This window comes from Citrobacter sp. LJND-P06 (genome assembly GCF_058188415.1).
On the sequence record NZ_CP187317.1, the window covers coordinates 982419 to 997347 of the forward strand.

A 14929-nucleotide genomic window follows, 5' to 3' on the forward strand; every position below is an offset into this window, starting at 1 on the left:
GGGACTCCATGAATATTGATGAAATTCTCGCGCCGATAAGCCACGAAAACCCCTGCGGTGAAAATCTTGAGTACGACGCCGACTTTCAGGCCATGGGACAGGCAAGCCAGGGCAAAGCCGAACAGCAGTTCGGCGACACCATTATTCCTGCAGAACCTGCCGACTGGAATACGGTGGAAAAACTCGCCACCTGCCTGCTGGGGCGCACTAAAGATCTGCGTGTCATGCTGGCGCTAACCCATGCCTGGACCCGGCGTCGGGGGCTATCGGGATACGCAGATGGACTGTTGCTGATAGAGCAGGCTCTTTCCCGCTACTGGGAACCGCTCTATCCACGGCTGGAAGAGTATGGCGAAACCGATCCGTTCTACCGTATTAACGCCCTTGCGGGGCTGGGCGATAAGTCCGATCTCACTTTTGCACTGCGTAATGCCTCGCTGTTGCGCTCAAACGGCGACGAGATTTCACTGCGCGATGCCCAGGCGCTGCTCGACGGCAGTAAAACCGAATGCCCGGATTATCCCGGCGGTCGTCCAAGGCTGATTGATGAACTGGCCCGCGGCGGTCAGCCCGGCACCGAAGCGGTTGTCTTGATTAACGAACGGTTGCTGGCGATTCGCGATCGGCTGGTCGGGCACCTCGGGGAGAGCGGCGTACCGGAAATGGAACAACTGCTGAAAACCGTTGGGCTGGTGGCCAGCGCCTGTCAGGTGACCGATATCAACACACTGTTGCAGGGCGCTGGGGCCTCGGTTGAACAACGCGCAACGCTGCCGACCGCCACGGTTCCGCCCATTTCGCAGGTCGTGGACTGGCGTAGCGTGCAGGTCACCAGTCGCGCCGACGCGCAATTGATGCTGGAAAAAGCGAAGCAGTATTTTGCGCAATATGAACCGAGTCACCCCGCACCGTTGATGATTGAACGGGTACAGCGGCTGTCTGAACTCAACTTTATGGACATTATTCGCGACCTTGCGCCGGACGGCGTAAATCAACTGGAAAACATTTTTGGACGCCGCGAATGACGCGTCCAGGCATTATGACGACAGGCACGACGTCTGCCGTTTCACCTTCACCGCGCATCTTTGACGGAGAACATCATGGCAATGAGTAACAGTGGGCAGAAATTCATCGCACGTAACCGTGCCCCCCGCGTGCAGATCGAGTACGACGTAGAGATCTACGGTGCAGAACGTAAAATTCAACTGCCGTTTGTGATGGGCGTAATGGCCGATCTGGTGGGCAAACCGGTTGAAAACCTGCCTGCGGTCGACGAGCGTAAATTCCTTGAAATTGACATCGATAACTTCGACGAACGTATGAAAGCACTGAAGCCGCGCGTTGCATTCCACGTGGATAACACGCTGACCGGCGAAGGTAAGCTCAACGTCGATCTGACCTTCGACAGTATGGATGACTTCCTGCCGGATGCGGTGGCCCGCAAAGTTGAACCGTTGAACAAATTGTTGGAGGCGCGTACTCAACTTTCCAACCTGCTGACCTATATGGACGGCAAAAACGGCGCGGAAGAGCTGATCGCTAAAATTCTGCAGGATCCGACGCTGCTCAAATCCCTGAGCCAGTTGCCGAAAAATGACGATAGCGCGAAAGGTAGCGAGGAATAATCGATGAGCAACCCGACTCAACAACAAGAGCAGCAGGCAAGTCAGGCGTTCAGCCAGGACGAATTCAGCGCGCTGCTGAACAAAGAGTTTCGCCCCAAGACCGATCAGGCGCGCTCGGCGGTGGAGAGCGCGGTAAAAACACTGGCGCAGCAGGCGCTGGAAAATACCGTCACCTTCTCAAACGACACCTACCGCACCATTCAAAATCTGATTGCCGGTATTGATGAGCAGCTCTCGCAGCAGGTGAATCAGATTATTCACCATGACGAGTTTCAGAAACTGGAAAGCGCGTGGCGTGGCCTGAGCTATCTGGTCAACAACACTGAAACCGACGAGATGCTGAAGATTCGCTTTATGAGCATCTCCAAACAAGAACTGGGTCGTACCCTGAAGCGTTACAAGGGTGTGGGCTGGGACCAGAGTCCTGTCTTCAAGAAAATCTACGAACAAGAGTATGGGCAGTTTGGCGGCGAACCGTTTGGCTGTATCGTTGGCGACTACTATTTCGACCATAGCCCGCAGGATGTTGAGCTGCTGGGGGAAATGGCGCGCATCGGTTCTGCGGCACACTGTCCGTTCATTACCGGTACTGCACCTGGCGTGATGCAGATGGAGTCCTGGCAGGAGCTGGCCAACCCGCGCGATCTGACCAAAATCTTCCAGAACACCGAATATGCTGCCTGGCGTTCGCTGCGTGAATCGGAAGATGCCCGCTATCTGGGGCTGGTGATGCCGCGTTTTCTGTCTCGTCTGCCGTATGGCATTCGAACTAACCCGGTCGACAACTTTGATTTTGAAGAGCAAACCGACGGCGCTAACCACAACAACTACGCCTGGTCGAACGCTGCCTACGCAATGGCGGCCAACATCAATCGCTCTTTCAAAGAGTATGGCTGGTGTACCTCGATTCGCGGCGTGGAGTCCGGCGGAGCAGTCGAAAATCTGCCGTGCCACACCTTCCCAAGCGATGATGGCGGCGTGGACATGAAATGTCCGACCGAAATTGCCATCAGCGACCGTCGTGAAGCTGAGCTGGCGAAAAACGGTTTTATGCCGCTTATTCATCGCAAAAACTCCGACTTTGCGGCGTTTATCGGCGCGCAGTCGCTGCAAAAACCGGCGGAGTACCACGACCCGGATGCCACCGCCAATGCCCGTCTGGCGTCACGTCTGCCCTACCTGTTCGCCTGCTGCCGATTCGCGCACTACCTGAAGTGCATCGTGCGCGACAAAATTGGCTCCTTCCGCGAGCGTGAAGAGATGGAACGCTGGCTGAATGACTGGGTGATGAACTACGTGGACGGCGATCCGGCCAACTCCTCCCAGGAAACCAAGTCCCGTAAACCGCTGGCGGCGGCGGAAGTGCAGGTACAGGAAATCGAAGACAATCCGGGCTACTACGCCGCGAAGTTCTTCCTGCGCCCACATTATCAACTAGAAGGCCTGACCGTTTCGCTGCGTCTGGTTTCTAAACTGCCGTCGCTGAAGACGCAGGACGCGTAATGAGGATTACCGGCTCTGCGGGGCCGGTAATTTTTTCACGGAATACATGCAAGAGATACATAATGAATTTGATGGGGGCGGCGATGGCTAAAAAATTCATTAAGTATTCTATTGCTTATACGTTATCGTTGGTTTCGTTCATATTGTTTTTTACTGCATCTGGTTACTACCTGTTTATCTTTGACTGGTATATAGAAGCACTGATGGTAGCAATAAATGGACTATTTTTAGTCACACTTATTGGTAGCTCGATCGGGATTTATGCTGTTGCAGAAAAAATAAAATCTCGCAGCTAATTACCGGTCGGTTGAGCGAGTGGATAAAAACATACGATGACAAGAACAATGTTAATTGCGACCTGTTTGCTGCTCAACTGAATAATCGTTTTTGGATATCGTATCAGGAGGTGGCGTGAACCCGGAGGATGCTATTTGAAATGGCTATGCTTTTTCCTTGCAAGCATAACTTCTACTGCCTGTTACAGTTATAACAATCCTGATTTTTATCATCAGCAGACTTACCGCCAGGTCATAAAAGACGTCGTTCTCGCGCGATGTTTAGCTCAGGTAGCAGATAAACAGAGTCAGTTTTCCTCCGATGCGGCGCGTAGCGCAAGCGCACTCCTGGAGTGGGTGCCTTTCGACATTGAAAATGGTAATGACAAAATTAATGCCCTCATCGATAAATATAAACGTGCAACCAATACTTTTCATTCCGAGAGAAAACCTACTGTACAAGGCGTAACGTTAAATTGTTTACGTCTTTATCATAGTGACGAACTGGAACAATTGGTTCCGCAAATAATTATTGGTAATCCTGACCGAAGCTGGATTCAGGATAATCCGCAGTAATAAAGACTTCACATTCTTTCCTTTCGTTCCAGGGGAATGTTAAGACTGTCAAATGACACGGGTCGTTTGATATGAGGCAGAGGTAAAATATGGACGGTTTTATTCAGCCCCATGCTTTCCTGTTTGCCATATAAGTGCTTTTTCGAAAGCAATAATGTTAATCCACGAAGAGTAGATATTATGGCTATTGATATGTTTCTGAAGGTCGAGGGTGTTACGGGCGAATCTAAAGATTCTAACCACACTGGCTGGACTGATATTACCTCTTTCTCCTGGGGCGCGTCCCAGCCGGGAAATATGAGTGTCGGCGGCGGCGGCGGTGCAGGCAAAGTTAATTTTAACGATCTGCACGTCAATGCGCTCATCGACAAATCTACCACTGCCGTTCTGAAGCACTGTGCGAGCGGTAAGCACCTGACCAAAGTTGAACTGTCAGTCTGTAAAGCGGGCGGCCAGCAGGTCGAATACACCCGTATCACGCTGGAAGATGTGCTGGTAACTGCGGTTCAGTACACCGGCGCAGACAACGGCGATACCGTTGGCGTGACCTATGCATTCCAGGCGGCGAAAGTGAAACAGCAGTACTGGGAGCAGACCACTGCGGGTGGTAAAGGTGCTGAAAGCAGCGCTGGCTGGAATATCAAAGAGAACAAAGAAGCATAATTTCGCATGTGGCCGGGGAGTAATCCCCGGTCATTTAAATCGTTACCAGAAATTAAATTATTCAAATTATAGGAGGTCTGATGGCTGGGCAGTCAAGAGTTGCACCGGGTTATTGTGTGGTTCAACAGCCTGGTACCTTAGATTTTCAGGCTCGTTTATTGTTCAATAATAGCAATAGTGACGCTGCACGATATTTCATGCAGATTAACAAGGATACACCTTGGTTAAAACCAGGCCAGTTACTCATCGTTGCTGATCCCGACAACCAAAATCAGTCCCTGCAACTGAATCACCTCGCTGTAGCTAAGCAAAAAGTTAATACATCATTAGCTTCTGCTAGTCCAACTGTTGCCGACTATCTTAGCGCGAATTACGAAAACATTGCTGCGTTAACTTCATTAGGGGATAAATTAGCTGGTAATGTAGGTGATTTTGGTGAAAAATATTTCAAACAAATAGAAAGCATTCTGATTAAGATTGAAAAGACTTACCAAAATCAGTTTATTACGCAAGGTTCCCTCATCGGTCAGCAGTTTTACGCGGAAAGAAATGCTTTATTTTCGCAGCTAAAGCCCTTACTCAATAAGATAAGTAAGTTAACTCTTAATATTCAGGCTTATGAAAGTATAAAAAAAGCATTAGGGCTTTCTAGTCGCTCCATTGTTCATGAGTGGAGTACGGTTGGTGTTGGTGGAATACCAGGGTATTCGGATTACATAATGCGGTCAGCACGTGCCGCAAGCATTATGAAGGCAGGAGGCTGGATCTCTTTAGGTTTCGCCTTTTTAAATACTTCTAATGAAGTCTATAATGCGTGTACAACAGGTCGTGAAAATGAATGTGGCAAGGTTGCTGTGACTGAATACAGCAAGTTTGGTGGTGGTACACTCGGTGCAGCCGGAGGTGCATGGGCCGCGTCGTTGGGTACAGGAGCGCTTTGTGGTGCAATGGGAATACCTACCTTAGGTACTGGTGCTCTCGTATGTGGAATTGTTGTAGGGCTTGGTGCTACTTCTGCGGGGGCATGGATAGGTACAGAAGGAGGGGCTCAATTAGGTGAAGAGATCAGCAACTTGATATTTTCAGGGGATGAGTGAATGTTTGAATATTTGCGTTTAATCTTGCTTTCTTTTGTTTTTTTGGGATTGCTTATTTCTTTGTTTTTTTACTTTTATTTTTATCGTAAATATTCTGCAGAGCTATCAAAATCATTTCATTTTTTGAGTGATAGGCAATGCTTAGATGTTAATGATTATCTATTTTATGAGCAACTTGGCCTGCCCGGTTTTGCGCATCGAGTGTTATTAATGAAAAAGATTCTGTCCGGCAAAGCCACCACAACAAAAGGTAAAGTAATTCTTTCTCCGGAGGTAAGTCAGTTAATAGTATCGACTTACAATTTTTCATGGATAAAAACGTTTTACAAAATGACAATTTTTGTAGCATTTTTAATGCTGCTATTGCTTTTAATGGTTGCCACAGGAAAATAAAGGCATGCCATGCTTAAGCTTAACAAATGTAACGTTATTGGCTCTTGTGATTTTGTTTGCCGCCCTTGTTATCATGGACTTCTACAGTTCTTATTATTTTAGAAAGCACGAAAATGATTATAAATTACTTCTTTCAGAATATCGGCAAAGAGGCTACGATCTCGATCTGATGACAAATTATGCATCATTTTTTGGTTCGCTGGCGAATTATCAAAAAATAATCTGGTTTGTTCGTCTTCGCAAAGGCGTGAAGATGAAGTTTTCCAAAGACAGAAATGTACAGATGGAAGCCTATCAATTCGTTCAGTCTTTACCGGAAGAGAGAATCAGTTGGATATTGAAACTGCATCGACGCTATAAAGCTCAGGCCTTACTTTTTACATTATGGCTCTTTACCGGCATTATTTTTCTAAATATAGACAAACACTGGAACTATTTCTCATAAACCGCTAAAGAGCGGAGGGTTTGGCTATGAAGAAGATATTAGGGGTTATATCGATTACTTTAATGGCTAATGCCTGTATATCTCATCCCGCTCAATATCAGTCGCTGTCGGTAACACTAAAAAATAACGAGCCTTGTTTTAACATCCCTAAAGACTCAAGCCTCGATAAACCGATTACCAGCCATTCGCCTACGATCATGAAAAGGAAAGGTGCTCAGTGGGAAACGATATCGCCTCCTTCGACCTATACGCCAGTGATCACATTAAATCCTGAAGAGTGCCACCAGTGGAATGGTATTCAATGGCAGAGTGGTGAATATGATGTCGTGCTAAAAGTGACAGGTAAAAATGATTCAGTCCGTTATGCCGCACGGTTTGTATTAGAAAAAAAAACCTCAGGGCAATTTCAGATTTTACAAAGCGAATAATGTCTGAAGATATTTTATTTGCGCCTCCCCCAAACGCCGCCGTTCTCACCCTGAGAGCGGCAGCGTTTGAGCGCTAATCATACCAGCAGGAATACGCCATGCGATTCACGATTATTTCGACAAAACCCGGTCATCAGCCGCCGCAGAGCCGCTGTGATTTTTACGCCCCGGGGGGCACCATTGGTCGCGGTACGGATAACAATCTGGTGCTGCCGGACAATGACCGCACCATCTCGCGCCTGCAGGCCATCGTCCATGTGGATGCGCAGGGTGAATGCCGCATGACCAATCGCGGCAGCGTCACCCGCATGGTGCTCAACGATATTCCGCTGGAGCGAGGCCGTCAGGTTGAGCTTCAGGACGGCGATATTCTCGGCATTGATGATTATCGTATCGAAGTGGCCGATCTTATCCAGGATACTCAGCCGATCAGTCGGATGGCCGCGAGTATCGCTTCACGTCCTGCGGTGACGCCTGTGCCTGCGGCAGAACCGAAGCCCGTCAGTGCGTCGCAACCTGTTGACGCCGCGCCAACCGCGGTGCCGACGGAAATCTGGGACAGCCTGATGCAGGAGTTTTCCATCTCCGACAGCATCTCCAGCGGCCGCACGAAACCGCAGCCTGCCGCGTCTCACGATCCATTCTCTCAACCCAGTGAGCCGGATCGCAATGCCGACGATCCGCTGGCGCTGTTCAGTGACAGCAACCCACAGCTTGAGCGCAAAAACGTCAATACCGATGCGCTGTTTAGCGATGAAACGCTGTTTAAAACCGAGAGCATCTTTAACGACGTCACGCCATCCACGCTGGTGGCGCCAGAAGACAACAAACCGACATTACCAAAAGAAGAGGCGCTGGATGAACTCGATCCGCTGGCGCTTTTTGACGGTTCAGCCAGCGCACCCGCGGCGCGCAATGACGATCCGCTCGGGCTCATGGGCGGCGCGCCGTTAACGCACCCTGACGAAATTATCGCTGAGCCGCCCGTCGTGGCGCAGGAAGAAGACGCGCTTGCGGAATCACCGCTGTTTGCGCCAGACGTGCAGGAGGCACCGGGCGCTGAAGATGAGTCACCGGAACGACAGGATTACGCCGGGTTCACAATGCCGACGCCACAGGCCGTCGCGCGCAGCAACGCCCAGCCGCCAAAAGGACGTCTGCGTATCGACCCGGTACAAAACGCCGCGTCACCGTCGGCCATCGCCCATAACGCAGAGAAGGGCGACGTCCTGCAGGGCGAATTACTGGACGCGTTGCTTGACGGTATGGGGCTGAGCGAAATGCAGCCGGTGCCGCAGTTCGACCGTGAAAATATGCGCCAGCTTGGTCAAATCCTGGGCATGTTCTCGCAGGGGACGGTGGCGTTGCTCTCATCGCGTTCCATTCTTAAGCGCGGTGTGAAAGCGGATATGACGATGGTGCTCGATGACGCGAACAATCCCTTCAAGCTGCTGCCTTCCGGTAAAACGGTACTGATCCAGATGTTCGGCACTCCGATGCCGGGCTTTATGCCACCGACAAAATCGGTGCGTGACGCGCTCATCGATTTGCAGGCGCATCAACTGGGGATGATCTCCGGCATACGCGCCATTATTGCCGCCATGTTGCAATCCTTTAACCCGGAGCAGCTTGAAGAGCAGGCAAAACAGAACGGCGTGAGCTCCCGCCTGGCTCTGCCGGGCAGCCGTAAAGCCGCGCTGTGGGACTATTTTGTTCGCAGTTATGGCGAGACGGCCGGTGAAATTGAAGATGACTTCCACACCCTGTTTGGCGAAGCCTTCCTTCATGCTTATGACATGGAGGTGAATCAGTACAAAGACTCACAGAGTGGATCGGAAGAAAAATGAAGATCGCAACGGCTTCTCTCTCCCGCCAGGGAACGCGCGCCAGCAACCAGGATCAGACGGGAGAAACCATTGGGGAACGTTCAGCCTGCTTTGTCGTCTGTGACGGCATCGCCGGGCTGCCCGGCGGCGAGATGGCTGCGGAGCTTGCCCGTAACAGCATTATCTCCCGCTTTGATGGCGACAAACATCTTAACGCGCAGCATATCCGTGACTACGTACAGACAGCGAACCGCACCATTCTCAGTGAGCAGCAGGCCGTGCAGGATTACCACCGGATGGGCACGACGCTGGTCAGCCTGTTTATCGACAGAGATTATCGTCTGGCTTACTGGGCGCACGCCGGGGACAGTCGCCTGTACCTGTTTCGCCGTGGCTGGCTGTGGCAGGTGACGACCGATCACAGCCTGATTCAGCAGATGAAAGACGCCGGTTATCAGACGGACAACCTGAACAGCAATCTGCTTTATCTGGCGCTGGGTATTGAGAACGGCGGCCCGGAAGCCAGCTACAGCGACGTGGTGCCGGTTGAAGACGGCGATGCCTTTTTGCTCTGCACCGATGGCTTCTGGCATGGCGTCAGCGAAGAACAAATGCAGCAGTCGTTGCACATGGTTAATACGCCGCAGGAGTGGCTGACATTAATGCAGCAAATTATTCAAAAGAACGGCGAACAGGAAGGCAATGCGCAGGATAACTACACCGCGATTGCGGTGTGGATGGGAAGTCCTCAGGACACCACCTTGCTGCACACGCTCTCTGACGCAACTCAATTTCTTCCCTGCGGAACTGATTAGACATACAAGGATTGATATGAAAATTTGGCTATCGGGTTTGGCGCTTCTGGCGGTGGCTACCACCGCGCAGGCTGAAAACTACCGCATCGTACAGTCGCCTGCGCAAAAGCTGGATATCTGGATCGACGACATTAAAGACAAAACGCCGCAGAGCTGGTGTAAGTCAGAGGTGGCGTTGCGCATTGTGGCGAACGGCAATAAAGAGGTCGCTATCCTCGAAAATTTTGTCCCTCGTCTTGGCGCGTTGCTGAAAAACCAGTGCGGCAAGCTGGATAAGCTGACGTGGAAACTGAACGATCCCGCGGGCGTTACGCAGGCGCGGGGCACGGCAAGCAAGGCGCAGGACTGGGCATTGGTGGTCAAACAAGAGAAGACGGCCACCGCTCGCGTCGCACTACTGCCGCCTGAGCTAAACCCGGAGTCGAACTCGGTTGCCGCAGACCGCACGCCATGGCAGGAATTTACGCTGCAGGATGGCTGCCATCTGCGTACTTTCTGGCAGGGCGGCACTTCGGCACCAGCGTTGTTTATTCCGGACTCCGCCGCAACCCGTTGTGAAAACGGTAGCTGGCTGAGCGGTCATACGGTCATTTCTCAGACCCGTAACGGCGCTAAAAAAGAGATGCCCGTTACCTGGATCCACGGTTTCCCGGTGATGGGATTAAGTGAGAAGGTCGATCCGAAAAAGGCGCTGATCACCTCCGTCAATAAAGAACGCATGGTGTTCAGCACCCAAAACAGCCACCAGAGCTGGATGCTTCTGCCTTACGACCCGGCGCTGGGCGGCTGGAAGATAGACGGCACGGTGGCGGTGGAAATTTCCCGCGAGATGGCCAGCGACGATGCGAAGCTCCAGGCACGGATTAACGCGGTCAGGCAGACCTGGAGTCCGTGGCTTGCGCCAGGGACTTCTCTCAATATTGTCCTGATCGACACGCTGCGCCCTCAACTGCGCGATCCCGCTATTGGCGCCTGGCGCGCGGCGAATTAAGGAGCGGCTATGAATACGCTTTATCGACATCTGGCGGGCGAGTCGCTTAACGACGCATTGCTACGTCTTGAATCACAGATCAAAGCCCGGCCCGCAGACGCCGACCTGCGAGCCGCCTTCGTGCAGTTATTAACGCTAAGCGGAAACTGGGCGCGCGCATTGACCCAGCTTAAGAGCTGGCTGGCGCTGAAGCCTCAGGCGAAACCCACCGTGACGCTGCTTGAGCAGTCCCTTCAGGGCGAACAACAGCGTGCGCAGGTACTGGCAGGCATGGCCGCTCCCGCGATGCCACACACGCAGTGGCCGTGGCTCACCTCGCTCGCCGCTGCACTCACACAACGCGGTGAGCGCGCCCACGCGCTACGTCTGACGGCGCTGGAACAGGCGCAGGCGAGCGCGGGCCAGCTCGCGTTCGACACGGAAAAAACACAGGACTTCGAATGGTTGATGGACGGCGATGCCCGGTTGGGCCCGGTGTGCGAAACCATCGTCAATGGCCGCTATTTTTGGCTACCGTTTAGCGCCATTGCGAAGATCCATTTTCAGGCGCCCGCCAGCGTCACGGATCTGGTCTGGCGCCACGCGCTGGTATGCCTGACCGACGGCAGTGAACAGATCTGCCAGATCCCTGCGCGTTATCCCTTTGCCAATGAGGCGGCAGACGCCGTCAAGCTGGCACGCACCACGGAATGGCGACCGCTGGATAACGACGGCCTGCTTTATCTGGGGCAGGGGCAGAAAGCCTGGCTGAGCGAGCAAAGTGAAAATCCGCTGCTTTCGCTGAGTCTCGTTACGTTTGCCCCGGACGCGGCAAATGAGTAATCCCGCAGGTGAAGGCGAGCTGCTGCGTAGCGGCTGGCGCGCCCGTAGCGGGCAGGAAAACGTCGGCGCGCGCGACAAAATGCAGCCCTCGCTGTTGGATCGCCTGACGGATAACGCGCCGGAACAAAAACGCGAGTCGGCCAACAGCAATCTGATTACCCATGCCGCGCTGCGTCGCCATGTGCTGCGGGATTTGCAGTGGCTGTTTAACACCATCAATCACGACGCGTCATACACCCTGAGCGCGTTACCGCAGGTGAGTCGTTCCGTCGTGAACTTTGGCGTCGCCCCGCTGGCGGGCAAGCGGATGTCGGATATTGAATGGCACGATATCCAGCGCAAGCTGACGGAAGCCATCATTCATTTCGAGCCGCGTATTTTGCCCCAGGGGCTTCAGGTGCGCTGTGTCTCTGACACCTCCTCGCTGGATCTGCATAACGTTTTATCGATCGAGATAAAAGGGCGACTGTGGTGTGTGCCGTATCCGCTGGAGTTTCTGTTTCGCACGGATGTCGATCTGGAAAATGGCCATTTTGAACTCAAAGACGCGGGGTAATCATGGAAAGTAAACTGCTCGAATATTACAACCGCGAACTGGCCTACCTGCGCGAGATGGGGGCGGAGTTTGCCGAACGCTATCCAAAGGTCGCGGGTCGGTTGGGTATGCGCGGTATTGACGTGGCGGATCCTTACATCGAGCGGCTGATGGAAGGTTTTGCCTTTCTGACTTCGCGCGTGCAACTGAAAATGGACGCGGAGTTTCCACGCTTTTCCCAGCGTATGCTGGAGATGATCGCGCCTAATTACCTGGCTCCCACGCCATCAATGGCGATTGCAGAGCTACAGCCCGACAGCAGTCGTGGCGATCTGAGCAACGGTTTCCTGGTTCCACGCGGCACCATGATGGATAGCCTGGCGCTGAAAAAAAACGGCGTAACGTGCAGTTATACCACTGCCCATGAGGTCAATCTGCTGCCGCTGAAAATAGAAAAAGTGGCGCTGGGCGGCATTCCCGCCGATCTGCCGCTGGCGCAACTTGGCCTGAGCCAGCGCGGTGCCTGTAGCGCATTGCGTATTCGCATCGCCTGCGATGGCCCGCAAAACCTCGGACATCTCGATTTTGACCGACTGGCATTTTTCCTCAGTGGCCCGGACATTGAGGCGCTGAAGCTGCTGGAGCTGGTGATGGAGCATCACGTCGGCATCGTCTGTCAGACCCTGAGCGATCAGCCATTGCGCCAGGTACTCCCGCCAGACAGCCTGCGCCAGGAAGGTTTTGAGCCGGAACAGGCGCTGCTCCCGGACGATCTGCGCAACTTTGACGGGTATCGTCTGTTGCAGGAATACTTCGCGTTTCCGGCGCGCTTTCGGTTCATTAGCCTGAGCGGGATAGGCAAGCTGATTCAACGCTGCGAAAGCGAAAAAGCCGTCGATATTTTCATTCTGTTGGGGAAAACCGATGAGCAACTGGAGCGGGTGGTTGATGCCAGCCATCTGGCCATGCACTGCACCCCGGTCATCAACCTGTTCCCGAAAGTGGCGGCGCGCCAGAAGCTCAGCGAAGGCCAGCACGAATACCATCTGGTGGTGGATAACATTCGCCCGCTGGATTATGAAATCTACGCGGTAAAGGCTCTCTACGGTAGCGCCGACGGTCAGCGTGACGACCAGACGTTTCGGCCGTTCTGGAGCACCTGGAGTCAGGACGCGGGCAACTACGGCGCCTATTTTTCTCTGCGCCGCGAACAGCGCGTACTCTCTGAACATGCCCTGCGCTACGGCACGCGTACCGGTTATGTCGGCTCTGAAGTGTTTGTCTCGCTGGTGGATGAGCGGCACGCGCCGTGGCAGGACGCCCTGCGCTATATCTCCGCTGACGTCCTGTGCACCAGCCGCGATTTACCCCTGATGCTGCAGCAGGAACTGGGGCAATTCATCATGGCCGATTCCATGCCGGTCAAATCCCTGAACCTGCGAAACGGTCCGACGCCGCCGCGCCCGGCGCTGGCGGAAGGGTTTAGCACCTGGCGACTCATCAGTCAGCTACAGATGAACTACCTGAGCCTGATGGACAGCGAAAACGAAGAGGGGGCGGCGGCGCTGCGTCAGTTGTTAGGCCTCTATGCAAACCTGGCGGAGACGCCGGTTGCGCGCCAGGTGGACGGTGTTCGCCACTGTGTGCTGGAGCCGGTACACCGTCGCGTACCGGAACCCGGCCCGGTGGTGTTCGCCCGCGGGATAGGCATTACGCTGACGGTGGATGAGCGCGCCTTTTCCGGGGCCAGCCCGTGGCTTTTCGGCAGCGTGCTGGAGCGCCTGTTTGCCCGCCTGGTTTCGATCAACAGCTTCACGGAGTTCACGTTGAAAAGCCAGCAGCGCGGTGAGATTGGCTACTGGGCGCCGCGAATGGGGAAAAGGGCGCTGCTATGAGCGACGTGACCCCCGCACCGCTGCGCATGCATCGTCTGACGCCGCTGTCGGAGGCGTTCTGGCGCGACGTCAGGGAGACACCGTGGCGCTACGATCTGTTTCAACTGTTACGGCGTATTGATGCACAGGGGGGAGAACGCTACCCGCTGGGACGCGCGCCGCTGCCAAAATTTGAGCCGTTACGTATTGGTCAGCAGCCGTCGATGGGGTTTGCGCCCTCGACGGTCGCACAGGTGCGCCAGCGCGAAGAGCACGGTCTGCATGACGTCTCGATCCTGAGCTTCGGCCTGTTTGGCCCCAACGGCCCGCTGCCGGTGCATATGACGGAATATGCCCGTGAGCGTATTCATCATCACCAGGACGATAGCCTCAGCGCGTTCGCCGACCTGTTTCACCACCGCCTGACGCTGCTGTTTTATCGCGCGTGGGCGGATGCGCAGCCTGCTGTCTCGCTCGACCGCGCCGACAACAGACGCTTTGAGGGCTATCTGGCTTCGCTAATCGGTATGGGCCAGCCCGGCCAGATGGAAAAAGGCAGCCTCAGTTCGCACGCCCGTTTTACCCACGCCGGGCACCTGACCCGCCACGGACGCGACCCGGAAGGGCTGGAGAAAATCCTGCGCGACTATTTCAAGGTTCCGGTGAAGCTGGTCAGCAATGTGCCGCAGTGGATGCCGCTTACCCGGCGTGAACAGGCGCAACTGGGCGAAGGGCGTCGCCTGCCGCGCATGGGCGAGTCCGCATTTCTCGGGGTTGCGGTACGCGACGTGCAGCACAAGTTTCGTCTCGAGATAGGCCCACTGAGCGCGCAAGAGTACAACCACTTCCTGCCCGGTACGGCCCAGGTGACGGCGCTGCGTGACTGGGTTCGTCAGTACGCTGGCCTGGAATATGAATGGGAAATACGCGTGATACTGCGCGCCGAGGCGGTGCAGGGTGCCACCCTCGGTCGCAGCGGGCGGTTAGGCTACAACACCTGGCTGGGCATTCAGCCTGAGTCCATACCGCGTGGCGATCTGCTCTATCCCGCAGAGCGGTAG

The 14929-nt window shown here is 54.0% G+C and carries 17 protein-coding genes; all 17 read left to right on the forward strand.

Translation table 11 applies throughout. From position 1 onward, the window contains the following. Positions 1-8 precede the first annotated feature (8 nt). The gene (gene tssA / locus ACO7SM_RS04665; protein ID WP_490469897.1) at positions 9-1025 is read left to right on the forward strand and encodes a type VI secretion system protein TssA; all 1017 of its coding nucleotides are present in this window, start codon (positions 9-11) and stop codon (positions 1023-1025) included. 75 nt (positions 1026-1100) lie between these two features. Beyond that, entirely contained in the window at positions 1101-1625 is a 525-nt protein-coding gene (tssB, locus tag ACO7SM_RS04670) for a type VI secretion system contractile sheath small subunit (protein WP_203360208.1), read from the forward strand. A 3-nt stretch (positions 1626-1628) separates the two neighbouring features. Next, positions 1629-3128, forward strand: coding sequence for a type VI secretion system contractile sheath large subunit (gene tssC / locus ACO7SM_RS04675; RefSeq protein WP_490469898.1), 1500 nt, complete (start codon positions 1629-1631; stop codon positions 3126-3128). A gap of 62 nt (positions 3129-3190) precedes the next feature. Next, positions 3191-3424 carry a hypothetical protein gene (locus ACO7SM_RS04680; protein WP_490469899.1) on the forward strand — a complete coding sequence of 78 codons (234 nt, stop codon included), beginning with the start codon at positions 3191-3193 and terminating at the stop codon, positions 3422-3424. Positions 3425-3589: 165 nt separating this feature from the next. Further along, complete coding sequence (locus ACO7SM_RS04685; RefSeq protein ID WP_490470865.1) at positions 3590-3979, forward strand: T6SS amidase immunity protein Tai4 family protein; 390 nt, start codon at positions 3590-3592, stop codon at positions 3977-3979. Positions 3980-4159: 180 nt separating this feature from the next. Next, entirely contained in the window at positions 4160-4642 is a 483-nt protein-coding gene (locus ACO7SM_RS04690) for an Hcp family type VI secretion system effector (protein ID WP_192613252.1), read from the forward strand. An 80-nt stretch (positions 4643-4722) separates the two neighbouring features. Next, entirely contained in the window at positions 4723-5739 is a 1017-nt protein-coding gene (locus ACO7SM_RS04695; protein ID WP_301699652.1) for a hypothetical protein, read from the forward strand. Then, on the forward strand, positions 5740-6132 hold the full coding sequence (locus ACO7SM_RS04700; RefSeq protein ID WP_490469900.1) for a hypothetical protein: 393 nt from the start codon (positions 5740-5742) through the stop codon (positions 6130-6132). Between the two features lie 4 nt (positions 6133-6136). Further along, positions 6137-6577: a hypothetical protein gene (locus ACO7SM_RS04705; RefSeq protein WP_490469901.1), complete on the forward strand. Its 441-nt coding sequence runs from the start codon at positions 6137-6139 to the stop codon at positions 6575-6577. A gap of 20 nt (positions 6578-6597) precedes the next feature. Continuing rightward, positions 6598-7005, forward strand: a complete 408-nt coding sequence (locus ACO7SM_RS04710; protein WP_490469902.1) for a putative T6SS immunity periplasmic lipoprotein — start codon at positions 6598-6600, stop codon at positions 7003-7005. A gap of 98 nt (positions 7006-7103) precedes the next feature. Then, positions 7104-8852 carry a type VI secretion system-associated FHA domain protein TagH gene (gene tagH, locus ACO7SM_RS04715; RefSeq protein WP_490469903.1) on the forward strand — a complete coding sequence of 583 codons (1749 nt, stop codon included), beginning with the start codon at positions 7104-7106 and terminating at the stop codon, positions 8850-8852. Continuing rightward, positions 8849-9646, forward strand: coding sequence for a PP2C family protein-serine/threonine phosphatase (locus ACO7SM_RS04720; RefSeq protein ID WP_490469904.1), 798 nt, complete (start codon positions 8849-8851; stop codon positions 9644-9646). Before tagH ends, ACO7SM_RS04720 begins: the two co-directional genes overlap by 4 nt. A 16-nt stretch (positions 9647-9662) precedes the next feature. Then, a complete protein-coding gene (locus ACO7SM_RS04725; protein ID WP_490469905.1) occupies positions 9663-10637 on the forward strand; it encodes a hypothetical protein in 975 nt (324 codons plus the stop codon). Positions 10638-10646: 9 nt separating this feature from the next. Further along, a complete protein-coding gene (locus ACO7SM_RS04730) occupies positions 10647-11459 on the forward strand; it encodes a type VI secretion system accessory protein TagJ (protein ID WP_490469906.1) in 813 nt (270 codons plus the stop codon). Continuing rightward, positions 11452-12015, forward strand: coding sequence for a type VI secretion system baseplate subunit TssE (tssE, locus tag ACO7SM_RS04735; protein ID WP_490469907.1), 564 nt, complete (start codon positions 11452-11454; stop codon positions 12013-12015). Before ACO7SM_RS04730 ends, tssE begins: the two co-directional genes overlap by 8 nt. 2 nt (positions 12016-12017) lie before the next feature. Continuing rightward, the gene (gene tssF, locus ACO7SM_RS04740) at positions 12018-13889 is read left to right on the forward strand and encodes a type VI secretion system baseplate subunit TssF (protein WP_490469908.1); all 1872 of its coding nucleotides are present in this window, start codon (positions 12018-12020) and stop codon (positions 13887-13889) included. Beyond that, positions 13886-14929, forward strand: a complete 1044-nt coding sequence (gene tssG, locus ACO7SM_RS04745; protein ID WP_490469909.1) for a type VI secretion system baseplate subunit TssG — start codon at positions 13886-13888, stop codon at positions 14927-14929. The genes tssF and tssG overlap by 4 nt, the downstream gene beginning before the upstream one ends.